Origin of the sequence: Streptomyces sp. AM8-1-1, from assembly GCF_032229325.1 — a bacterium.
GTDB classification, from domain to species: domain Bacteria; phylum Actinomycetota; class Actinomycetes; order Streptomycetales; family Streptomycetaceae; genus Streptomyces; species Streptomyces achmelvichensis.
The window spans coordinates 441939-462933 of the sequence record NZ_CP135086.1 but is presented as its reverse complement, the minus strand read 5'-3'; the positions used below and the strand labels follow the sequence as shown (position 1 = coordinate 462933).

The following is a 20995-nucleotide window of genomic DNA, read 5'->3' as shown; positions in this document are numbered from 1 at the left end:
GACAGCGCCGGCGTGTTTGTTGCGTGCCCCCGGGCCTCGGGGACGACCATGCGTCATCCGTGTCGTCGGTGTCATCGGCGTCGTCCGCGGCGCCGGGGCACGGTCACCGTGAGGCGAGGGGGGTTTCGGACTCGACGCGGCTGAGCTTCTCCGGGTTACGGACGTAGTAGAGGCCGGTGACGCGAGCGTTCTCCACGCGGAACGCCAGTACGCCGTCGACCTCGCCGTCCAGGCGCAGGATGAGTCCCGGGTTGCCGTTGACCGTCGTGGACTCACCGGTGAGGACGCCGCCCGCCTTGTCGACACTGCCTGCCATGTACCGGAGCACCTTGTCGGGGCCGACGACCGGCCGCAGGGCCGCCAGCCTGAGGCCGCCGCCGTCGCTGACGAAAACAACGTCCGGCGCGAGTACATCGAGCAGACCCTGCAGATCCCCGGTCACGAGTGCGGACCGGAACGATTCCAACGCCGCCCGGGCTTCTTCCGGCGAAGCCGGTGTCCGCGGCCGGCGCGCGTCCACGTGCCGGCGGGCACGGTGGGCGATCTGGCGTGCGGCGGCGGCGCTCTTGTCGATCGCGGCCGCGATGTCCTCGTAGCCGAAGTCGAAGACTTCGCGCAGGACGAAGACCGCGCGTTCGGTCGGTGAGAGGGTCTCGAGGATGTACATGAGCGCCAGCGACAGGTTCTCGGACAGTTCCACGTCCTCGGCCACGTCCGGCGCGGTGAGCAGGGGCTCGGGCAGCCAGGGGCCGACGTACGCCTCCCTGCGCCGCTTGACGGTGCGCAGCCGGTTGAGTGCCTGCCGGGTCGTGATCCTGACCAGGTAGGCGCGCTGGTCCCGCACCTGCGACTGGTCGACCTCGACCCACCGCAGCCAGGCCTCCTGGAGGACGTCCTCGGCGTCCGCCGCCGATCCGAGCATCTCGTAGGCGACGGTGAACAGCAGGTCGCGGTGGGCGACGAAGGCTTCCGTCGCGGGGTCGGCGGTGTGGTCGTTCATGTCGTGCGCTTCACTCTCTGGGAGTCGGCCCCATATGCCGGAACAGGCCGTGAGAGAACGGCCGGCCCGAAGGCGGGGTCGTCGGCGGCATTCTCCCCACTGATCAGGCTACGTGGGGTGGGTGGACCGGTGCGCGGCGCGCCTCGGCGCGGCCGGGCCGTACGTGGCCACGGCGTCGCGTGTTGCCTCGCCGGCTCGGTCCTTCCGGGGCCGGTCCGGTCGGACCGGCCCAGAGAGGCGACGTGGTGGCCGGGCCGCCCGTCAGGGGCTGGACGGCGTTGTGCGGTGTTCCGGCCGAGGCGTGTCCAGGCGGTCGTTGCCATCGCTCCGGGATGCGCGGGACGTGGCCTTGCGCGCCCCGGAGACCAACTTGTTGAGGGTGAACCGACAAGCGATCTCCTTGACGCCGGCACCGGGCCGCCCGCTGATGTGGAGCGCGTTCACCCTGTCGTTCGGATAGGAGAACTGGGTGACGCCCTCGTGTCGGCCGAGACTGAGGCACTGCCCCGCGAAGAACATCCGCACCGGAGCGGGCGTTCTCCCCTCGATCCGGCGCAGGATCGTCGCGGCCGCTGCCGGGCCCAGCTGCACGGCGGCCTGGCAGCTCATCCGGAACGGCCGGTCCGTCATTCCCGCCGCATCCCCGGTAGCGATGATGCGCGCGTCGTCCACGCTGGTCAGCGTCGCGTCGGTGACCAGACGGCCTTGGGCGTCGGTGCGCAGCCCGCTGCGAGAGGCCAGGTCCGGGACGCGGAAACCCGCGGTCCAGATCGTCACCGCGCTGGGCAGCTCGCGGCCGTCGTGGAGCTGTACACCGTCGCGGGTCACTTCCCTCACCCGCGCACGGGGACCTTCGAGGACGGTCACACCCAGCCTGGCGAGCCGCCGGGCGACCGGGCGGCGGACCCGGGCATGCAGGGAGGGGCCGAGCACGTCGCCGCAGACCAGGGTGACCCTGCGGCCCACTTCCGCCAGCTCGGCAGCGGTCTCCAAGCCGGTCGGGCCGGACCCGACCACAGTCACCGGATCCGACGCCGCCGTCGCTGCCAGAGCCGACCGCAGCAGGTCCGCCCCTTCGATGTCCGACACCCGATGGGCGAACTCCGCCGCTCCGGGCACGCCGGGATCGAAGGCGCCGCTGCCCACCGCGTAGACGAGGTAGTCGTACGGGAGCGTGCTGCCCCCCGCCAGTGACACCGTGCGCTCGGCAGCGTCGATCCGAGTCGCGGTGTCGACCACCACCCGGACGTTCCCGCCCAGGACCTCACCGAAGCCCACGACCGCGTCGTCGGAGCCCGCCACGCGCTGGTGCAGGCGGATCCGCTCGACGAAGTCGGGGCGCGCATTGACCAGCGTCACCGACACACCATCGTGCCGGGACAGGCTGTTGGCCGCTGTCACGCCTCCGTACCCGCCGCCGACCACGACCACCTCGACGTTCCCGTTCATCGTCTCTCCCTATGTCATGTGGATTCGGCATGGAGACACCAGCCGCGTATCCGGTGTGACAACCCTTGGATGAGACGTGGCACACACGGCACGGGGCGCAAGCGCCGCCCCTTCGGCTTCGGCCGCGAGTGGCGAGCCGGAAAGCGGAGCACATCCGTGTGCGGCAAGATCCGAACGGCAGGGCCCGGACTGGGCCTAGGCCTTTGGTGCCGGTTGACCTGGGCCTCCGGCCCGATCTGCCGCGCGCCGACAACCGTTAGCGTCCCACCATGCGCTTTGGACTACTTGGCACCGGCAATGTCGCTCGAGCACTGGCCCACGGCTGGAAGGCCGCCGGACACGACGTGCTCCTCGGTTCACGTCAGCCCGAGGAGCGGACCGGCCTCGGGCTCCCCGTAGCGGGCCTCGACGAGACAGCAGCCCACGCGGAGGTACTCGTCAACGCCACCCCGGGGACCGTCTCCGTGGAACTGCTGCACTCCATCGGGGCGCCGGCGCTGGCCGGCACCCTGCTGATCGATGTCGGGGTCGGCCTCTCCGACGACTTCACCGAGCTCTCGCACCCCAACAGCAGCCTGGCCGAACAGATCCAGCACGCCTTCCCGCTGACACCCGTCGTGAAGACGCTGTGCACCATGGACTCCACCGTCATGACCGAACCGGGCGCACTGGACGGCCCGAGCACCGTCTTCCTCTCCGGTGACGACGCCGAAGCCAAACGGACCACCGGCCGGCTGCTCACCGACCTCGGATGGCCCCCCTCGTCCCAGCTGGACATCGGCGGCATCACCACCGCACGGGGACAGGAGCACTTCGCCCTGCTCTTCATGGGCATCGCGGGCGGTCTGGGTTCTCACACGTTCAACGTCAACGTGGTCACCCGCCCTCGTGCGTAGAGGGGGCATGAACTATCCGACCCGGGCCCGGGCGTCGTCCCCCCGGTCGTCCGAACCGTTGCGTGGCCGCAAGCGGCCGGACGCCCGAACGGCCGTCAGCAGAAACGTCATCCGTACATCCGTACAGGGGAGTGGCCTGCCCGGTTTCGCGTGCGACGGCGAGTCGCCGGAGAGAAACTGGGCAACAGGCCGCCGGGTGATGGTCGCCGGCCGGACAGAGGGAGAGTGTGATGGGGTGGATCACTGAGGAGTTCGGGGATTCCCACGAGGGCATTACCGGGGCGGTCCTCACGGACGGCCATGAACCCAAGCCCGTCTACCTGGACTTCGGCAGCGGCAGCGGTTCCGTGCACGAGACCAGCGAGTGGTGGGCCTACAACGGGGAGCTGAACCGGCCGAGGGCCGCGGCCGTCCGAGCGGCGTGCGCGTGCGGCTGGCGCGGCCCCGACTACCCCATCGCCTGGGACGAGTTGCCGGACGGCGGCCTGAATGACGTGGACACGTCGGGTCCGTACCGGGACTGGAGCGGGCACATCGCCACCGTCGACCGCCGTACGGTGCCGCTGCCCGCCGAGGTGGCCGAGGCGATCGAGCGGCTGGACGAACAGCTGACCACTCTCGCCGAACAGGCACCGGTGGCCGCGCTGAGGGCGGCCGCGGCGCTGGAACGCATCACCGCCGCGGTCGGTCTGGAGGCCGCCCACGCGGTCCAGGCCGACGAGCTGTCCTTCGACACGATCGCCACCGCGCTGGGCATCAGCCCGAAAGCCGCTCGCTCCCGCCTGACCCGGTACCTCCTCACGCATTAGATACCGGAGTCGGCGGCCATGGCCCACCGGCTGCTCGCGAAGCGGGAAGGGAAGGTGCTGGAGTTCAGCGCCCTCGTGGGCCGGGGTTGACCCCGGGCGCGGCGGCCACCGTGCCCGGGCGGGCCCGCGGGAGCCCTGAAGCGGCGGAGTCAGCGGCCCGTCGCTCCGTCGATCAGTTCGCGCAGGATGTCCGCGTGGCCGGCGTGGCGGCCGGTCTCCTCGATCATGTGGGTGAGTGCCCAGCGGACGCTGGGGGCGGGGCTGTTCGGCTGAGGGCGGGGGACCGGTGCGCCGAGTTCGGTGCACCCGTCGAGGACGTCGTTCGCCCGCTCGACCGTCGCCCGGTAGCGGGCGACGACATCGGCCACGCTGTCGGCCGGCGCGGCCTGGAACGTCCCCGGCCAGTCGGTGACTTGGTCCCCGAGAAACGTCGCCCGCTCGACGAACGTGAGGTGATGGAGCAGGCCGAGCAGGTTCGTGCCCGACGGCACACCGGCTGTACGGACCTGTGGCTCCGGTGCGCCGTCGACCTTCGCGGCGATCGAGGCCCGCAGGTAGTCGAGGAAGCCACGCAGGGTGTCGAACTCGCTGCTGCCGGTGCGAGGCGGGGGGCTGTCGCCGCGTCGGTTGCGGCGGGAGGCGGTCGGCATGACGGTCACCTTTGCATGGGTTGGGGGGGTGTGTCGGTCAGGCGGTGCGGCGGATGAGCAGGACGTGGTCGATGACCTCGGCCGTCTGCCCACCCGGCCCGGACGCGATCCGGCGCGGTGTGTCAGCCCGCTCGATCGTCCACGTCGCCGGGTCCAGGTCCATACCCGCGGCGACCTCCTGCGGGGTCGGGTACCGGACGTCGGCATCCTGGTTCCACGACCACGGCGCGGCCGAGCCGTGATCGACGACCAGCAGGTGCCCGCCCACGCGCAGCGCGTGCGCGGCCGTGCGCAGGACGGTCGCCCTGTCCAGCGCGAAGGGGGTTTGCAGGTAGTGCGCGCAGATCAGGTCGTACGCACCCTGGGGGAACGAGTCCTGGAGATCGCGCCGCTCGGCGACGATCCGATCGCCCAGACCGCGTGAGCGTGCAAGGCCCGCGAGGCGCTCGACCGCCACGGCCGCGATGTCGACGGCGGTGATGTGCCACCCGTGGCGGGCGAGCCACAGTGCGTCGCCCCCGTCGCCGCATCCGAGGTCCAGCGCGTCGCCGGGCAGGCGGCCCGTGACCGTCTCGGTGAGACGGGCGTTCGGCCGCGGGTCGGTGGCTGCCGGCCGGCCCGCGTAGACGTCTTCCCAGAAGGTGACCGCATCGGTGGTACTCATCAAGGCTCCTTGTGTCGGATGCCCTCAGTCTTGGCCGGTGCCCGTGACCTGGCACGAAATCTTGCGGTTCCGGCAAGATGGTCTTGTGGACCCTGGAACGGAAGACGTACTCGATGCCGTGGGACCGCGGCTGCGTGCGCTGCGTCGCGACCGAGGTATCACCCTCGCCGACCTCGCTGCGACGACCGGGGTGTCGGAGAGCACCCTGTCCCGGCTGGAGAGCGGGCAGCGGCGGGCGACACTGGAGTTGCTGCTGCCGCTGGCCCGTACCTACGACGTTCCGCTGGACGACCTCGTCGGTGCGCCGCGCACAGGCGATCCGCGGATCCACCTGAAGCCGATCGAGCGGTTCGGGATGATCTTCGTGCCGCTGTCCAGGCGGCCGGGCGGAGTACACGCCTTCAAGATGATCATCCCTGCGCGGCCGGCACCCCTCGAACCGACCCTCCAGACGCACGAAGGTTTCGAGTGGCTGTATGTGCTCAACGGCCGCCTGCGGCTGGTCCTCGGCGAGCGCGACCTGACGTTGCCGCCCGGTGAGGCGGCCGAGTTCGACACGTCCATGCCGCACTGGCTCGGCAGCGCCGACGGCGGCGTGGTCGAGCTTCTCATCCTCTTCGGCCTGCAAGGCGTACGAGCGCATGTACGGCCCGGCGTCCATCCGTCGGCTCACGGCGGGAGCCGGAAGTGAGCTCAGCGAGATGGCCGCCGACGCCATCTCGGTCCGAAGAACAGGATCTGTGCGATGCCGGAGGAGCGGCGCGCGTCACGACCGCCGGCGGTCGTGACGCGCGGGATGCCCGACGGGCTGATCAGCCGCAGCGGCGGCCGGTGTTGATGCAGGCCACGGCCTTCCGCATCAATGGATCGGACATGGCGTTGATGAAGTCACCGTGGTCGGTGATCGGCTTGTGGAACGACTCGGGGAAGCTGTCGACAGCGAAGCGGGTGCTGCCGGCGAGACCGTTGTAGGTGACGCGCTGCACGAGCTGGGGGATCGCGCGGAAGCCCGTGGGGCAGTTGCCCCGGGCGTCGGCGAAGGCGACATGGGACCGGTGGTTGGCGCTGTCGGTGTTCGCACCGTCCCAGCAGCTCTGGAACTTCGAGATCCGTACGACCTTGCTGCCCTGCGGGCAGATCGGGTACTTGTCCTTCAGCTCGACCCGTGACTCGAATCCGGTGCAGCTCCAGCGGGCGTTGGCATTGGCTCCGCCGTTGGCGTTGGCCTTGGCGTCTCCGGTGATGATGCGCAGGAACCGGGGCATGGACGCGACCTTGGTGCGGGGGCTTCCGACGAACTGGAGGCTGACGGATGCCGGTGTCAGGATCTCTCCGACGTTGCCCTCGGATCCACCGCCGGGCTGGTCGGCGTCGGACGGCTCGACGCCGTCGCGGTCCCGCAGGACGGGCCAGTAGTACGTCGACCGGTCTCCGTTGGTGCAGGTGGTCCGGGCAGCAGCCAGGGACTCGTTCGTCGTGAAGGCGTCGACCCCGAGTGCACCCACGTAGTCATGGGTGTGGTGAGCGCCGTTGCCGACGCCCGGTGCCACGATGACGTTGTCCGAGTTGAACTGCCCCTTCTCGTTCACCCCGCACCGCGATACGAAGCTTCCTGTCGAGGCGTTGCGGCCCTTGCCGATCCGCTGGACGTTCGGCGCGACGCTCGTGATGTCGACGAAGTCCTCCGCAGAGGGGCCGTTGTCGCCCTGTTGCGCACTGCCGTCCGTGTTCCCGCCAGCCTGCTGTCCGCCGTCCGTGTTCCCGCCGCCCGCTGTGACACGGTTCGCGTCCCCACCGCCGGCCGTGCAGAGGGCCAGGCTCTGGAGCCCTCGGGGACGTTCGGCGCCGGCCCGCTCGATGGCGATCTCGATACGCTCCAGGGCAGCCGCGCGTTCCGTTCCCAGGGGCTGGAGGACGATGCGGATCCTCTCGTCGTCGCCGCCCCTGGTCCCGGACATCTTCGCGTTGGCGCGCTCGGTCTGCTGCTTCAACAGGTGCAGTTCGCGCTCCACTTCGCCGCGTGCCGGGCCGGGTATCCGGGGCAGTCGTTCGGCAACGGAGGGGCAGGCGACGGCCTCCGACTGCCTGGTTGCTGTCCCGGCGTTGGCGATGGCGTTGACCGCCACCAGTCCTCCGCCGCCCAGTAGCAGTCCGGCGACCGCCAACAGGGCGTTGCGTCGGCTGCGTTTCACTTTGTGTCGCTGATGCATGAGGGTCCTCACCTCTCGGGCGGAGCAGTAGCGCCGCGCGTTCTCGGCCGTCCCCAGGGCGCCCTGACCTGTGTCCGCGACGGGCTCCCGACCGCGGCTCACACTGGCAGAGCAGACGCCCCATCAACACCGCTGACCAACTGACGTCACAGAGTGGTAAGGACCTGCGCGGTGCGAAGGGGGATGGGCGGGTGCGCGGACCCGTACGCCCGACGCCCCACCGCCGGCACTCGGGACTGTCGGCGTGGGCTCGATGCGCGTGGGGACGGGCACCGCCGCATGCGAAACCCACACGGCAACGCCTGCGTGACTCCTTCTCCACGCCGTACTTCGACACCGGCTGCGTGGCGGCCGAGGTCGCGCGGCGACCGTCGCTGAGCGTGGGGGCCGTGACCTACCGGCTGGAGCGGATCCACCAGCCGGCGGAGCGTGAGGGCGGCAGGGGCCCGCCCTCACGCGTGCGTCTGCCGCTACGGCTGCTGTTCCGCGGGCAGCGAGAGGTAGAGGCGGGTGCCTTGCGGCCGGAAGCCGACGCGCTCATAGACACGGCGGGAGCCGTCGCCGGAGTACTCCAGCCAGACCGATCCGGCCCCTTGCGCGAACATCGCCCCGGCCAGCGCGGCGGTCACCGCGGATGCGATGCCGCGGCCGCGGTATCCGGGCCGGGTGCCGACGCCGGCCAGTTCGGCGGTGTCCTCGGCCGGCGGGGAACAGGATGCTCCGCCGAGGCAGCCGTCCTGCGGTGTGCGGACGAAGCGGACCGCGCCGCCGGTCTGCTGAATGCGCCGCAGTCGGTCCGCACCCTGCGGGGAGGGGGCGAAGACGTTTCCGAATGCCTCGGCGAGCGCGGCATCGAGCTCGCTGTACTCCTCGTCGGTGGTCGGGGTCTCCACGCGCGGGGAGTCGGCGGAGCGAGGGGTCGCCAGCGTGCGCTGTGTGCAGAGGAGGTACTCGTGCACCGCCTCGGTGTCGAAGCCCGCCGCCCGCAGGGCCGGTGCCACGCGGGGCGCGGCTTGCGGTGCGAACTCCAGCCGGGGCAGCAGGCCGCGCTCCCGGAAGGCTTTGATCAGCGCCGCGACGTCACGCTCGCTCGGCTCGATGCCGGGCAGCGGAGTTGCGTAGTTGAGGTACGGACTGTCGGTGTCGGGGTCGAAGCCCGCAACGAAACCTCCGGTCTCGACGACCACGGGGCGACGGCGGAGGTTGGCTACGGCAAAGCTCTGGACCTGGTTGTCCATGGTGGGTGTTGACCTCACGATGTCTCAAGTGGAGCCCCGGCGTACTCGGATGAGTACGAGGGGCAGGGAGAGGGGCGGTGCGCGGGCACCGCATCGTGGGGCCGCCGCGGAGTGGGCGTGGCAGGCTGCGGCTGCTGGAGGGCAGACGTTCAGCGCCGACGGCGGCCGCTGGTGGACGCCGCAATCATGGGCTTCGTTCCTCACCGTGAGTGTGTCTGCGAAGTCGCAGAGCGCAGGTCACTGTTCCAGGACTGAGGAGAGGGGACAAGTGATTTTCCGCAGCCGGTCGTGGCGGCCGATCGCCGGCCGTCGAGGTGCCCCGGCGCCACAGGGCCTCCTTCGTTCGGGTTGGCATCTCTGGCGGGTCTGCCTACGGGGGCGTCCGCACGGAAGAGGGAGCAGCAGGCCAAAGCTGCCGAAGGGTGGCTCACGCGCATGGTGGCGAGTCCGCGTGACACCTCGCATGTCTACAGGGGTACGGACCATGGGATCCAGCAGCAGTTCAGCGCGCTGCGAGGGCTGACGTAGTGCCCTCATTCCACCGTGAACTGCTCGACACCGATGTCTCCGGCCGCCGCCCTGGAGCTGACTGCGGGATGCTCCGGCGACACGGCCGGTTGTGGACCTGCCGTCACGGCCGAGATCAGCCAGGCCGACCTGTTACGGCAGCCATACCGGTCCCCACGGAGCACGCCTCGACCTCACCCCGAACGGCGGCACGTCGGTCACCTGCACGGTGAACGATGCTTAGGTAGGGCTAGCCTTCGACGGCCCCCACACCAGTGCCAGGGGTGCGACGGTCACCGAGCTTCTCGTCGGGAAGGCCAACGGACGCTCCGTGCTCTTCGCGCGGCGCGGAGACCCGGTTGTGTGCCGGGTCTTCAAGCCGACCCGGTAGCCATCGACCGCGTTCACGAAGCCGTGCTCGGCGGGTCATCGGGCCCCAGGGCAGGGCGGCGACTGCGAAGAGTTGGTGGCTGCCCCTCACCGACCGGCAGCGAGGCCGCTCACCATCGGACTCAGAGCACGGCTCCCGCCTCGTCGTGGAACACCTCCGGCCAGTAGCGGTAGTCGTCTTCGTCTGTCGCGGGAAGGCAGGCGACCGGGTCCACCGACGAGAGAACCTCGGTCATCGTCTCGGCGAGCTGGTGATAGAAGCCGTGGGTGAAGTGGTGCTCCTCGTCGAGTCGTCCCTCCCGGCTGTGCATCCACACGGTAAACGCCAGCGTCGATATGTCGGCGTTGACCGGGACCACGCGGTCGGCGTTGTACTCCGCGTAGTGCAGAGCGCCCGTGCGCCCGTCGATCAGGACGATGAAGTCGTGCATCAGGCCACCGAGAACGACCATGTGCTCCGCGTCGGGCGGGAGTTCGTCAGTGCCGTTCCACAGATGCCGGTGGGCGGGGTTGCGCTGGGAGGATGCACGGTCCTCCGGCAGAGTCGGCAGGGGCGTGTCATCGCCGTCCATGCCGAACATGATTCCGTCGCGGGGCAGGCCGACCTCGGTGAGGAAGCGCCGGGTGGGCTCGTGCACGAGCGCCGCCGGCAGGGCCGACGCTTCGATGCGCACCATCTCGTCCGGACCGAACTCGTCGTCCAACAACCCGGTGGGCAGGTCCAGTCGAAGGCCCTGGCCCGGTCCGGCGACCAGAGCCAGCGGTCGGATGACAGCAGCGATCCGCCAGAAGGCGGGAAGGGGATGCTCCCACTCCGACGGCGGGTGCACGGTGCCCCAACCCTCGTGGCCCCAGTCTTCGTCGGTGAAGGCCGACATCAGCAGACGTGATGCCTCTGCCACCGCGTCGGGTCCGGTCCGGCCGGTCAGTGCGGCGAACCTCCCCCGCATCGACCGGAAGTCGTCCACGTGCTCGAGGAACCGTGCCAGCGCGTCGAGGGAGGGGGCGAGAGGGATCACGTCGATCAGGCCCGGCGATTTCTCGAAGAGGTCCATGCTGAAGACCCGCCCGCTGGCGCCGTCGAGGACGACCTCCTGAGCGTCGTACTCGTCGATCCGAAGATGTCCGATCAGCAGCAGGTCCGCGATGTACGGGTCGAGCTGGGCAGGGTCAGCCCCCTCGGCGAGCAGCGCAGGAACGGACACCACCCGGGACTCGGCCAGCGGTGCGAAACGGATCAGCCGGTGCTCCGCGGGCAGTCCGGTCCCGGTGAGGCGGCGGCGGGTCGCCTCGTGCGTGATGGACGCAGGAAGTGCGTGCGCGGGCACGACGAAGTCGGTCGTGGACATGGATCCCCCGTGGTGGTGACGTGCGGTCTCTCGACGATCACCACGATAGGAGCCGCCACTGACAACGGGGCGGCGGTGAGCTGCCGGAGCGATGAAACTCAGTTCTTCGACTGGAGTGTTCTGCCCTGCGCGAGTTGGATCCGTCGGGCGCGGACATGGTCGCGCACGGTGGAGTACGAGGCGCAGGTGAATCCGTGCTCGGTCTTCAGCCGTTCGAGAATCACCTTGATGGTGTACCGGTGTTCCGGAGGGCGGGTCTGCTCTTCCAGCAGCATCAGGTCGATCGGTGCCTTCACCGGATCCAGCAGGCTGCGGGGGCGTTCCTTCACGCGTGCCGGTTCGGGCAGCGACAGGGCGGCGGCCACGGTGGCCTGCGACACCCGGTTCCGCGCGGCGAGAACGTGGACGGGTAACCCGGGGTTGTTCCGGCGGTCCTGGCGGATCCGGTCGAGGATCCATTCTCGTGACCTGTACACGATGGCTCCGGAGAGGCTGGCGCGTGTGCCGCGCGGGAAGGTCGGCTCAGGTGCGGTGGACAGGCCGTGGACGACGCGGCCTGTCCACCGCACATGGTTGGAGCTTGTCAGAACACCCGGTCGCTGGTGGTGACAAAAGCACATCGGCCGGCAGCACACTCCAGTGCCATCCAGTCCCATCCGGTACTCGGGCTCGGTGAACTCGGCCACCGCGTGGGGCTCAACTGCGCGTTCGGCTCGGGCATACGGGACGAGGACCACCTCACGGCACGTGCAGGGCGCTGCGAGCCTGAGGGTGCGCCGCGGCAGGGACATCGGCTGGGATCACCACATGTGAGTACCGACCGCACCCGGCACCGGCAACTGACCGGCAGAAAGAGCGGGGGAGGAGCGTGGCGGCGGCTAGGGGGGCGTCAGGTGTCTTCGGGCCGGCGACCGGACCCGCCGAGCTCCGTGCAATAGGCGATCGTCGCATCGTCCGCTGCCACCGACAGGCGCACCTCCTCCTGCCGGACACGACGGATGATCTCGGCGGGTCCGCACGACGCCAACACGTCCAGAACCTCCGGCCAGTCGGCGAGCCGGAACGGGTCCACGACACGGGCGGCCCCATTGCTGAGCAGGGCGGCACCGGTCAGCTCGGAGATCGGACAGCTTCCGGTGATCGCCTCGTCGGCCGCGCGCGGGTCGTCCTTGGCCACCCAGAAGCCGCCCCGCCGATTCCGATGGGCGCGAAGGTCCCGCAGGAGTCGCTGGTGCTCGTTGCTGTCCGCCGCGGCCTCGAGTGCGGGCTCGTACTCCCCGCTGATGATCACCTCACGGGGATCGGACACGACGAGCGGCTCACCGTGCGCTCGGTCGAGCACGAGGAACGAGTCACCGAGAACGAGATACTCGACATGACCGCCGGACTGACCGCCGGACACACGCAGGACGGCGACGGTCGCCGACGGGCTGATGGGGTCGGTGACGTCACAGGTGTTCCGGTGGTGGTCCGTCACCTCCTCGATGGCCTCGGCGAGGAGGGCGGAAAGAGAACGGTCCCCCGTGAGTGACAGGAGGCCGAGCAGGCTGCCGCCCAAGCGGCCAGCGTACCACGCCACGCCATGTCGGCAGACGCTTTCGCTGCCGGGGATGCCGGCGCCGTCGATCAGTACTGCGGCGGTCGGTACGGCGCCGGTGAAGTCCTCGTTCGCCCGGCCGTCCCGCGCCGCACCACTCGCCATCGTCACGCGCATGCGCCGCGCCTCCCGTCGGTCGGGGGTCGACCTTATATCTGCCGACCTGCTGCGGAAGTTCATCTCCAGCCGTGGCAAAGGACCGCGGTCGGAGTGTCACCCGGGCCGCGGCCCAACAGCAGCGAAAGCCCACCGCCGCCATCGTGAACCCCGCGAGACGATGCTGCTGCCGTACGTCAGCCGGTATGCGGTGCCGCGGGTGAGAAGTGCTGTGGCGGGGCGGTGCCGCCCCGCCTCGCGGCGAGTACGGGGGCGCACACGAACCGGATCCGGCGTCAGCGGGACTGAAGGGCGTCCAGGCCGACAGCCTGGGCCATGGCGAGTCTGCGGTCGACGTCAGGGGACAGGATGTCCAGTACGTAACTGTCCCGGAGCCCGAACCTCTTGTTCACCGACATGACCTCGCGGTCGCCGGCCGTGAAGTCGAAGTGGTACGGCCAGGCGAAGGGCAGCCAGTCGGTGAAAGGGATCACGTTCCAGACCCGCCGCAGGACGGCGACGAACATGTTCCGTTCCTTCCCGGCCGATTCGACCGCGCCCGGCTGCTGCAAATGCCAGGTCGAGCGCAGCAGGGAAGCGGCGAAGTTCTTGCGGAACAGGCCGATCACGTTCTCCGACGCGTCCGTCACGTCGTACGTGGCTCCCACGTCGAGGACCTGACGGGCCTTGAAGGCGAACAGGACCTGCCGTTTGGAGTCATCCGTGTAGAACGTGACCCGTTCCCTGAACGCCAGCCTCTTCTGCTCGGCGAAGGCCACGACCTCGCCCTCCGAGCCGTCCGGTTCGGCCACCGTCACCACGTACCGGTTGCCCATCAGGGTCAACTTCTGCCGGACGAGGAAACGCTGCCGCGCCTGGAGGTCCGAGATGTCCACGAGTTCGCTCCTGTTCGCTGTGTGCCGGGACGTCGCCAACCTTGCCGTACCGGCGCGGCCGCAGAGTCCCCCGAAAGTCCCTGTGGGGAACGACGAACGGACGATGGGGACGGGGTCTTTCGGAGGCTGTGCCGACCGCGCCCGGTTCACGAACCTTGCTGTCACGCCGGGAGAACGGCGGTCGGGCAAGTGAAGGAGCCGGAAGTGAGCAAGGCAGTGAAGGTCGGTCTGTGGGTCGTCGGCGTTCTCGTGGTGCTGGTGGTGGCCGGACTGGGCATCGGGGGATACCTGCTGTACGACAAGCTGGACGAGGGAAGCATCACCGAGGAGACCTACGCCTCGATCCAGGTCGGACAGGCGGAGTCCGACGTGGTGAGGCAGCTGCCGCGGCAGCAGTCGGACCTGGCCATGGCGGCGGTCGAGGAGACACCCGCTCCGCCGAAGGGTGCCGACTGCCGCTATCACGCGGCAAAGATCGACGCTGCCTCGGAGTCCGTACCCGTGCACCGCTTCTGCTTCGCCGGTGGCAAACTCACCGAGAAGACCACACTGGAGTGACAACCCCCCGGCAACTGCGCGGGAGACCGGTCAACGGGGCCGGACGAGCCGTGCATCGTGCGCCAGGATGGCGGCTTGGACCCGGTTACCGCAGTCCAGCTTGGCGAGGATCCGGCTGACGTGGGTTTTGACGGTGCCCTCTCCCATGAACAGCGCCCGGGCGATTTCCGCATTCGACGCCCCGCCACCGAGCAGCACGAGGACCTCCCGCTCCCGGTCGGTGAGGACCTGTAGCCGTCGTTTCGCCTCGTGTTCGCGGTTGTCCTCGGGTCCGATGTACCTGTCGATGACCTGTCGCGTGACCTGCGGCGAGAGAATGGCCTGGCCTTGCGCGGCAGCGCGGACACCCTGCGCGAGTTCGATCGGCGGGGTGTCCTTGAGCAGGAATCCGGCCGCGCCGGCGCGCAGGGCTCTGGCGACGTGCTCGTCCTCGCCGAAGGTGGTGAGCATGACCACCTGCGTGCTCGAGCCCAGTTCGGTGATCTCCGCCACGGCGGTCAGTCCGTCCAGCTTCGGCATCCGGATGTCGAGCAGGAGGACGTCGGGGCGGTGACGGCGGATCAGCTCGACTGCTTCGTGGCCGTCCCCGCCCTCTCCGACGATCTCGATGTCTCCGGCTGTCTCCAGCACAAGCCGTATGCCCGTTCTGATCAGGGCTTCGTCGTCCACGAGGACCACTCGGATCACCGTTGGCCTCCCGGGCTGGGGATCTCTTCAGGGATGGGGATCTGCTTCTTCTCGATCAGGGTCCCGTCGACGAAGCAGAAACGGTACACGGCGGTTGGGTCGGACCGGCCGCCGGGCGCGGTGAACACGTAGCTGCATCCGGCGCCGGTGGGAACGGCCGGTTCATCGGCGGTGACCGTTTCCCGGGCGAGAGGGCTGCTGTCGCCGATCTGCTGTTCGACCTGCTCCCGGTTCTGGCCCAGGGCGACGGAGTGGTACGTCGCTGCCGGGATCGTCCGCATCTCCCGTGTCCACGACCACAGTTCGTAGCCGAGCAGGGCGACGGCGCCCAGGAGGAGGACGAGCACCCCGGCCACGACGATCAGCACGATCTTCGTAGAGTCCTTCATCCCACTCCGCGGCCCGGCTGCCGGGAGCGCGGGAAGACCGATACCCCCTTCTCCGGCCTGCGTTGTCCCTATATCGGCCCACGCGCCGTCCGGTCCTGCGCCGTGCGGTCCTGCGCCGTGCGACCACGCAGGATCGGCACCCGCACCCGTCAACTCTGTACCGCCAAGCGGTTCTACCGCCGCCGGGTGCGGCGGCCGGGTGGGCGGGGTCGTCGGTAGTTGCGCGGTCACGACGAACCGGTCGCCGTGTTCCTCACGGCCGGCGCTGAACGTGCCACCGGCCAGACGCACCCGCTCACGCAACCCGACCAGTCCGAGACCGGTCCCGGGGGCTCGGGGCGTAGTCGGACCGTCGTGGGGCAACTCGCTGGAGACCTGCACGCGGACCTGCGCAGCATCGCGGTCCACGCTGATCAGAGTGCGGGATTGCGGGGCGTGTTTGTGGGCGTTGGTGAGTGCCTCGCGTGCGACCCGGTGGACCGCTCGGCGCGTGTGGGCGTCGATGCCTGCCAGGTCGTCGCCGCTCCAGCGCAGTTCGACCGGCAGGCCGCCGTGGCGAGACGCCTCGACCAGCCCCTCCAGGTCGGCGCGGGTGCCCAGATCGTCGTCGGGTCCTTCGGAGTTTCGCGGCTGCGCGTCGACCCGGAGGATGCCGAGGATCCCGCGCAGCTCGTCGAGAGCGGTTTTCGCGGTCGTACGGACCAGTGCGGCCTCCTTGCCCATGTCCGGCCCGCCTGCCTGAGTGCGCATCTCCAGAGCGCCGGCATACAACGCGATGAGGCTCAGCCGGTGGCCGAGGAGGTCATGCATCTCGCCGGCGATCCGTGTCCGTTCCTGCAGTACCGCCTGGGCGTGGCTGAGGCGGTGGGCCTGCTCGAGAAGGGCGTTGCGTTCCCGGAGCGTGGAGAGGCGGCTTGCCCGTTCACCTGCGACGACTCCCAGCCCCGCCGGCAACAGAAGGAGGAGGACCAGGGACGTCGCAGCGCCGATCGCGGTGATCTCCCACGAGTCCTCGTCGGACCAGACGAAGGGGACGGCCAGGACGAGAGCGGAGGCGAGCCCGAGTACGCCTGCTCTGCGGGGCGAAGGCCCGACGCGGCGCCCCACCCCGTAGGCGACCATCGGCAGCGCGAACAGTACGGCCAGCGATGCGGGCAGCACGCTCACCGACAGCAGGGCGAGCGACGGCCAGACCCACCGTGCCGGCAACGCGGCCGCGATCACGGCACCGGCTGCCGCACTCAGTGCCGGTCCGCCGTCGGAGAGGACGAACGCCGCCGCGAACGCGACGGCGGCCAGGACGACTTGCCGAACCTTCGTCCGCCGGCCGGCGGTGCGCAGTCGCGCCCGGGCCATGCCGATCTCGGTGCGTATCCGGCGTCGGCCGGGGAAGTTCGCCATGCACCGGAACGGTATGGCATCGGTCCGCTGCTCCGGTCTGCCGATCGGCCCTCCCCGCGCGCCGATCGGCATACGTCCGGAATCCCGGACCGGACCCATCGGCAGACGCGCTCTCCCGTGCGGATTCCCTGCCGTTCCCGCCATGTTGCGGCGCCGGCAAGTCCACCCTGATGCGCACGGCACTCGGGCTCGTTCTGCCCGACAGCGGCCGGGTCGGCTTCGGCGGCGTGCCCATCGGGCGGCTCGGCTCATCGCGGCGACCCTTCGATGAGAGGAAGGGGGCACAGGGTGTTCCTCCGGGGCAGCTCAGGGGCCTCTCCGCGAAAACGGATGTACGCGACACGGCTCGCACGGCAGCATGGCGACCATGACTGCCACTCCTGCGCGAGCCGATCGCGAAGCCGCTCGCCGCAGCCTCGAAGGTCTCGCTCTCGGGGACGCGTTCGGGGAGCGCTGGTTCCCTCTCTTTCGTGAGCGGGAGCGGGCCGCCGACGAGATCCGGGCCCGGCGCACGCCCGAGGAACCCGAATGGCACTGGACCGATGACACCGCGATGGCTCTCGCCGTCCATCAAGTGCTGGACCGCTTCGGCGAGATCGACCAGGAGCGGCTTGCGGCCTGCTTCGCGCTCACCTTCGACGCGGATCAAGGCCGCGGCTACGGCCACGGCATGCACCTCCTCCTGCCGAGACTGCTGGACGATCCGGCGAGCTGGCGCCGTCACGCGCCCGAACTCTTCGACGGCGGCAGTCTCGGCAACGGCGCCGCCATGCGGGTCGCACCGCTGGGCGCCTGGTTCGCCGCCGACCTCGAACTGGTCACACGTCAGGCCGAGTTGTCGGCCCGGGTGACCCATGCGCACCCCGACGGGGTGGCCGGCGCGGTGGCGGTGGCCACGGCCGCGGCCCTGTCGACCCGCGGTGAACTGACCATCCGGTCCGTCGCCGACCGCACGCCGCCCGGTCCGGTCCGTGACGGTCTCCTCCGGGCCGCCAGGCTCCCCTTCACCACCGCGCCGTGGAAGGCGGCGGACCTCCTCGGCAACGGACAGCGCATCCGCGCCGACGACACGGTCGCGTTCGCCGTCTGGACAGCCGCGCGCCACCAGGACGACCTGGAGGCGGCGCTGTGGTCCACGGCCGAAGGCCTCGGCGACGTGGACACGACGTGCGCGATCACGGGCGGGATCGTGGGGGCGCGTACGGGCGTGGACGAGGTGCCGCCTGAGTGGCTGGCACGCCGCGAGGCACTTCCCATCGGCTGAGAGGCCCCGGGGGCCGTGGGAGGCAGGCCTCGTCCGCTGCCGCGCTGGTCAGGTCGCACCCCGAGGTCGGGCCCCACCACCCTCTGCTCAGGCGGTGGTGGTGAGGCCGACGGCGGAAGTCGCGGTCAGGACGAGGGCAGCCTGGTCGACGTCCATGTGGTTGCCGGCGGTGAAAACCCGACGGCCTCGGTGACGGCGTCGATCGCGTCCTGCGCTGTGTATCTCTCGCCGGGCCGGTTCAAGGCGTCCGCAAGGCGTTCCTCGCCGAATGGTCGTTCGAGGTGCCCCGTGCCTCGGTGATGCCGTCGGTGTGGAGCAGGAGGCTCACCGACGGCTCGAGGTGCAGGTTCGGGCTGTCGATCACACTCTCGTGCGCAGTAAGGTCGGATCATGGTGCAGAGCCAGGCTGACGACGTGGACGGCTACCTCGCGGAGGTCCCCGAGGACCGCAGAGAGGCCTTGACCCGGCTGCGTGAGCTGTGTCGTGGGGAGCTCCAGGGGTTCGCCGAGGTGATGGCATACGGCATGCCTGCCTATGAGCGGGACGGCACGGCGGAGATCGCCTTCGCGAGCCAGAAGCAGTACATCTCCGTCTATGTGCTGCGGGAGGGCGTCCGCGATGCCTTTGCCGACCGGCTGGCGGGCCATGACATGGGTAAGGGCTGCCTGCGTTTCCGTAAGCCGGAGAAGATCGACTTCGAGCTGGTGCGGGACATGTTGAGGGCTACGGCGAAGGGGCCGGGCGAGGTCTGCTGACTGCCGTTGATGGTCTCGCGGCGATCTGACGGGTGAGCAGGTGGACCGGCGCGAGCCGTCGGGGCGGAAGCCGAGCGGACCGCGCGCCGGCCGCTGGTGGCAGCCAACTGGCCTGCTCCCACGCGCCGTTCAAGCCGTGTTCGGTGGTCGGCGTGGCCGCGCGTCCGGCTCTCGGAGGTGAGCGGTCCCGAGGTCACGGCAGGGTGAGGATGCGAGGGCCGTCCTCGGTGATGGCGATGGTGTGTTCGAAGTGGGCGGCTCGGCTGCCGTCGATCGTGCGCAGCGTCCATCCGTCGTGGTCGGTGTAGTACTCGTTGTGCCCTCCGGCCATGAACATGGGTTCGATGGCGAGGGTGAGGCCGTGGCGCAGGGGGAAGCCGCGGCGGGGTCGTCCGTGGTTGGGGACGTGGGGGTCTTCGTGCATCTGGCGGCCGATTCCATGGCCGCCGAAGTCGGACGGCATACCGCAGTCGGCCTTGCGGGCGACCGTACTGATGGCATGGGAGATGTCCCCGATCCGGTGGCCGACGGTGGCGGCGGCGATGCCGGCGTCCAGGGCCTGCCGGGTGGCGGCGATGAGTTCACGGTCGGCGGGGCGAGGGGTGCCGACGGTGAAGCTGATCGCCGCGTCGCCGGTCCAGCCGTCGAGCTCGGCTCCGCAGTCGAGGCTGACCAGGTCGCCGTCGCGCAGACGGTAGTCGTCGGGGATGCCGTGCGAGACGGCGTCGTTGACGGACGTGCAGAGTGTGGCGGGGAAGGGGACGGGGGCGAAGGAGGGCTGGTAGCCCAGGAACGGAGAACGTGCTCCAGCTTTGGTGAGCACGCTGCGGGCGGCTTCGTCGAGCTCTCGCAGGCGAACTCCCACGGTTGCCGCCGCACGGGCGGCGGCAAGTGCGTGGGCGACGACGCGCCCGGCTTCCCGCATTGCCTCCAGTGCCGTGTCGGTCTTGATCTCCACCATGCGTGGCTCCCTGCCGTGTGCGCTGCCCAATACTTATACCGGTATTAGTATCACGGGTATGGGTGAGGGGTCCTCCGGGTGCGGAGGGCTGGGGTCCGTGCAGGGTCGGGCGGTGGCGGCCGCCGTGTGTCCGGTGAATCCTCAGCAGGGTCGAGGCCGGCCCGGCGCTGACTCACGGCCTTCTTGGGTGCGGCATCTGCGATTCGCGCCCTGTGCCCGGCGGTGGCTGACCTGGTCGCCGCGTGTCGGCGCGACCCGACACGCGCCGGCCGGCCGGAGGTGCCGACGTCCGTGATGTGGTGCGGCGGCGCAGGCCGCACGCGGGTCGGGCGCGCGTCCACTCCGGTGCCGCTATCGGCCAGTCGGGTAATTGCAAGAGCTTTGTGGTGTTTTGACACCTTCTTCCGAAGGTTCATGGCATCTCATGGGCGACGGCTGATCTGTATGACAATCATCCCGGCTCGAAGGAGTTCAGCATGCAGCTTTCCGCTTCCCTCCGCCTCGGCGGCGTTCGTGCGGGCACCACGGTGGCCGCCGCAGTCGCCATCGCTGGAGTCACCGTGATCGGCGCACCCGCCGCCTACGCCGCGCCCGGAGACAGTGGTGACCTCAGTGTCTCCTCGGCCGGCTGGCATTCGCGCGGTGAAAACGGAGTCGAGGTCTGTGCGTTCAACCTCGTCGCCACCAACTTCGAGTCGTACCCCTCCGTGCCGTGGACGATCACCGCGCAGCCCCCGACGACTCCCCCGGGCGACACCCTGGCCAGCACGCTGCCCCTCGTGAACGGCGCGGCGCGCAGCGACAGATACCTCCTCCCGGAGGGGACGTACCAGCTGGTGTGGACCGTCCCGTCGGGCCCGAAGCAGAGGGCCTTCAAGGTCGACTGCGCCCAGCGCGGCGACAGCAACCGACCCGCGGAGATCGGCCCGGGTGCGAACGGTGCGAACCGGGAGAACGGTGAGAACGGGGAGAGCGGCGAGAAGGGCGGGGAGTACCGCAAGCCCTCCGGTGCGGTACCCGCCGGTGCCGGTGGCGTCCCGGACATGGAGAACCTCGGCACCGAGAACGAGTCGAGCCTCGCCACGCCCGCCGCCCTGACCGTCGGCGCGGCCGGAGTAGCGGCCCTGGTCATGGTTCGCCGATCCGCACGGCGTCGTGCCCGCAACGAGGCATAGGGCCCACAGCCGACGGCCGCGACGGCGGGGACCGAGTCGCGCATGCCGTCTCA

The 20995-nt window shown here is 70.0% G+C and carries 20 protein-coding genes; 7 read left to right on the top strand and 13 right to left on the bottom strand.

The annotated features are described in order from the left end of the window. Nucleotides 1-103: 103 nt before the first annotated feature. Together RPQ07_RS02035 and RPQ07_RS02030 are read right to left on the bottom strand one after the other, a co-directional pair. A complete protein-coding gene (locus tag RPQ07_RS02035; protein WP_313942229.1) occupies nt 104-1000 on the bottom strand; it encodes an RNA polymerase sigma-70 factor in 897 nt (298 codons plus the stop codon). Between the two features lie 261 nt (nt 1001-1261). Next, nucleotides 1262-2449 carry an NAD(P)/FAD-dependent oxidoreductase gene (locus RPQ07_RS02030; RefSeq protein WP_313942228.1) on the bottom strand — a complete coding sequence of 396 codons (1188 nt, stop codon included), beginning with the start codon at nt 2447-2449 and terminating at the stop codon, nt 1262-1264. A gap of 269 nt (nt 2450-2718) precedes the next feature. Here RPQ07_RS02030 and RPQ07_RS02025 point away from each other — a divergent pair, with 269 nt between their 5' ends. Together RPQ07_RS02025 and RPQ07_RS02020 are read left to right on the top strand one after the other, a co-directional pair. Beyond that, nucleotides 2719-3345, top strand: a complete 627-nt coding sequence (locus RPQ07_RS02025) for an NADPH-dependent F420 reductase (RefSeq protein WP_313942227.1) — start codon at nt 2719-2721, stop codon at nt 3343-3345. A gap of 230 nt (nt 3346-3575) precedes the next feature. Continuing rightward, nucleotides 3576-4154, top strand: a complete 579-nt coding sequence (locus tag RPQ07_RS02020) for a hypothetical protein (protein ID WP_313942226.1) — start codon at nt 3576-3578, stop codon at nt 4152-4154. 149 nt (nt 4155-4303) lie between these two features. Here the strand turns inward: RPQ07_RS02020 and RPQ07_RS02015 are convergent, their stop codons facing one another. After that, nucleotides 4304-4804, bottom strand: a complete 501-nt coding sequence (locus RPQ07_RS02015; protein WP_313942225.1) for a DinB family protein — start codon at nt 4802-4804, stop codon at nt 4304-4306. Nucleotides 4805-4841: 37 nt separating this feature from the next. After that, on the bottom strand, nt 4842-5468 hold the full coding sequence (locus RPQ07_RS02010; protein WP_313942224.1) for a class I SAM-dependent methyltransferase: 627 nt from the start codon (nt 5466-5468) through the stop codon (nt 4842-4844). A gap of 85 nt (nt 5469-5553) precedes the next feature. On the opposite strand from RPQ07_RS02010, the gene RPQ07_RS02005 reads away from it, so the two are divergent. Further along, a complete protein-coding gene (locus RPQ07_RS02005) occupies nt 5554-6159 on the top strand; it encodes an XRE family transcriptional regulator (protein WP_313942223.1) in 606 nt (201 codons plus the stop codon). A gap of 121 nt (nt 6160-6280) precedes the next feature. Here the strand turns inward: RPQ07_RS02005 and RPQ07_RS02000 are convergent, their stop codons facing one another. The 6 genes from RPQ07_RS02000 to RPQ07_RS01975 all read right to left on the bottom strand — a co-directional run bounded on the left by RPQ07_RS02000 (nt 6281) and on the right by RPQ07_RS01975 (nt 13751). Next, on the bottom strand, nt 6281-7660 hold the full coding sequence (locus RPQ07_RS02000) for a DUF1996 domain-containing protein (protein ID WP_313942222.1): 1380 nt from the start codon (nt 7658-7660) through the stop codon (nt 6281-6283). A 488-nt stretch (nt 7661-8148) separates the two neighbouring features. Further along, nucleotides 8149-8916 carry a GNAT family N-acetyltransferase gene (locus RPQ07_RS01995; RefSeq protein ID WP_313942221.1) on the bottom strand — a complete coding sequence of 256 codons (768 nt, stop codon included), beginning with the start codon at nt 8914-8916 and terminating at the stop codon, nt 8149-8151. Nucleotides 8917-9935: 1019 nt separating this feature from the next. Then, nucleotides 9936-11162 (bottom strand): SUKH-4 family immunity protein, encoded by a 1227-nt coding sequence (locus RPQ07_RS01990; protein WP_313942220.1) that lies wholly within the window; start codon nt 11160-11162, stop codon nt 9936-9938. Nucleotides 11163-11260: 98 nt separating this feature from the next. Continuing rightward, on the bottom strand, nt 11261-11638 hold the full coding sequence (locus tag RPQ07_RS01985) for a hypothetical protein (protein WP_313942219.1): 378 nt from the start codon (nt 11636-11638) through the stop codon (nt 11261-11263). 413 nt (nt 11639-12051) lie between these two features. Continuing rightward, entirely contained in the window at nt 12052-12939 is an 888-nt protein-coding gene (locus tag RPQ07_RS01980) for a protein phosphatase 2C domain-containing protein (RefSeq protein ID WP_313942218.1), read from the bottom strand. Nucleotides 12940-13151: 212 nt separating this feature from the next. Further along, nucleotides 13152-13751, bottom strand: a complete 600-nt coding sequence (locus RPQ07_RS01975) for a hypothetical protein (RefSeq protein ID WP_413777690.1) — start codon at nt 13749-13751, stop codon at nt 13152-13154. 204 nt (nt 13752-13955) lie between these two features. On the opposite strand from RPQ07_RS01975, the gene RPQ07_RS01970 reads away from it, so the two are divergent. Further along, nucleotides 13956-14309: a hypothetical protein gene (locus tag RPQ07_RS01970; protein WP_313942217.1), complete on the top strand. Its 354-nt coding sequence runs from the start codon at nt 13956-13958 to the stop codon at nt 14307-14309. A 30-nt stretch (nt 14310-14339) separates the two neighbouring features. Here the strand turns inward: RPQ07_RS01970 and RPQ07_RS01965 are convergent, their stop codons facing one another. Both RPQ07_RS01965 and RPQ07_RS01960 read right to left on the bottom strand, forming a co-directional pair. Further along, the gene (locus tag RPQ07_RS01965; RefSeq protein WP_313942216.1) at nt 14340-14996 is read right to left on the bottom strand and encodes a response regulator transcription factor; all 657 of its coding nucleotides are present in this window, start codon (nt 14994-14996) and stop codon (nt 14340-14342) included. Continuing rightward, the gene (locus tag RPQ07_RS01960) at nt 14993-16786 is read right to left on the bottom strand and encodes a sensor histidine kinase (protein WP_313942215.1); all 1794 of its coding nucleotides are present in this window, start codon (nt 16784-16786) and stop codon (nt 14993-14995) included. Before RPQ07_RS01960 ends, RPQ07_RS01965 begins: the two co-directional genes overlap by 4 nt. Before the next feature lie 358 nt (nt 16787-17144). Here RPQ07_RS01960 and RPQ07_RS01955 point away from each other — a divergent pair, with 358 nt between their 5' ends. Both RPQ07_RS01955 and RPQ07_RS01950 read left to right on the top strand, forming a co-directional pair. Then, complete coding sequence (locus tag RPQ07_RS01955) at nt 17145-18050, top strand: ADP-ribosylglycohydrolase family protein (RefSeq protein ID WP_313942214.1); 906 nt, start codon at nt 17145-17147, stop codon at nt 18048-18050. Between the two features lie 390 nt (nt 18051-18440). Continuing rightward, on the top strand, nt 18441-18806 hold the full coding sequence (locus RPQ07_RS01950; RefSeq protein WP_313942212.1) for a DUF1801 domain-containing protein: 366 nt from the start codon (nt 18441-18443) through the stop codon (nt 18804-18806). Between the two features lie 193 nt (nt 18807-18999). Here RPQ07_RS01950 and map read toward each other — a convergent pair whose 3' ends face one another. After that, a complete protein-coding gene (gene map / locus RPQ07_RS01945) occupies nt 19000-19767 on the bottom strand; it encodes a type I methionyl aminopeptidase (RefSeq protein ID WP_313942211.1) in 768 nt (255 codons plus the stop codon). Between the two features lie 476 nt (nt 19768-20243). On the opposite strand from map, the gene RPQ07_RS01940 reads away from it, so the two are divergent. Continuing rightward, a complete protein-coding gene (locus RPQ07_RS01940; RefSeq protein WP_313942210.1) occupies nt 20244-20942 on the top strand; it encodes a hypothetical protein in 699 nt (232 codons plus the stop codon). Nucleotides 20943-20995: the final 53 nt, after the last annotated feature.

Excerpts from the sequence above, each read along its gene's own strand:
- RPQ07_RS01990 (WP_313942220.1), bottom strand. The coding sequence starts at position 11,162 with ATGTCCACGACCGACTTCGTCGTGCCCGCGCACGCACTTCCTGCGTCC.
- RPQ07_RS01960 (WP_313942215.1), bottom strand. The coding sequence starts at position 16,786 with ATGGCGAACTTCCCCGGCCGACGCCGGATACGCACCGAGATCGGCATG.
- RPQ07_RS02015 (WP_313942225.1), bottom strand. The coding sequence starts at position 4,804 with ATGCCGACCGCCTCCCGCCGCAACCGACGCGGCGACAGCCCCCCGCCT.
- RPQ07_RS01940 (WP_313942210.1), top strand. The coding sequence starts at position 20,244 with ATGCAGCTTTCCGCTTCCCTCCGCCTCGGCGGCGTTCGTGCGGGCACC.
- RPQ07_RS02020 (WP_313942226.1), top strand. The coding sequence starts at position 3,576 with ATGGGGTGGATCACTGAGGAGTTCGGGGATTCCCACGAGGGCATTACC.
- RPQ07_RS02025 (WP_313942227.1), top strand. The coding sequence starts at position 2,719 with ATGCGCTTTGGACTACTTGGCACCGGCAATGTCGCTCGAGCACTGGCC.
- map (WP_313942211.1), bottom strand. The coding sequence starts at position 19,767 with ATGGTGGAGATCAAGACCGACACGGCACTGGAGGCAATGCGGGAAGCC.
- RPQ07_RS01995 (WP_313942221.1), bottom strand. The coding sequence starts at position 8,916 with ATGGACAACCAGGTCCAGAGCTTTGCCGTAGCCAACCTCCGCCGTCGC.
- RPQ07_RS02010 (WP_313942224.1), bottom strand. The coding sequence starts at position 5,468 with ATGAGTACCACCGATGCGGTCACCTTCTGGGAAGACGTCTACGCGGGC.
- RPQ07_RS01950 (WP_313942212.1), top strand. The coding sequence starts at position 18,441 with ATGGTGCAGAGCCAGGCTGACGACGTGGACGGCTACCTCGCGGAGGTC.
- RPQ07_RS01955 (WP_313942214.1), top strand. The coding sequence starts at position 17,145 with ATGGCGACCATGACTGCCACTCCTGCGCGAGCCGATCGCGAAGCCGCT.
- RPQ07_RS01980 (WP_313942218.1), bottom strand. The coding sequence starts at position 12,939 with ATGAACTTCCGCAGCAGGTCGGCAGATATAAGGTCGACCCCCGACCGA.
- RPQ07_RS02030 (WP_313942228.1), bottom strand. The coding sequence starts at position 2,449 with ATGAACGGGAACGTCGAGGTGGTCGTGGTCGGCGGCGGGTACGGAGGC.
- RPQ07_RS02035 (WP_313942229.1), bottom strand. The coding sequence starts at position 1,000 with ATGAACGACCACACCGCCGACCCCGCGACGGAAGCCTTCGTCGCCCAC.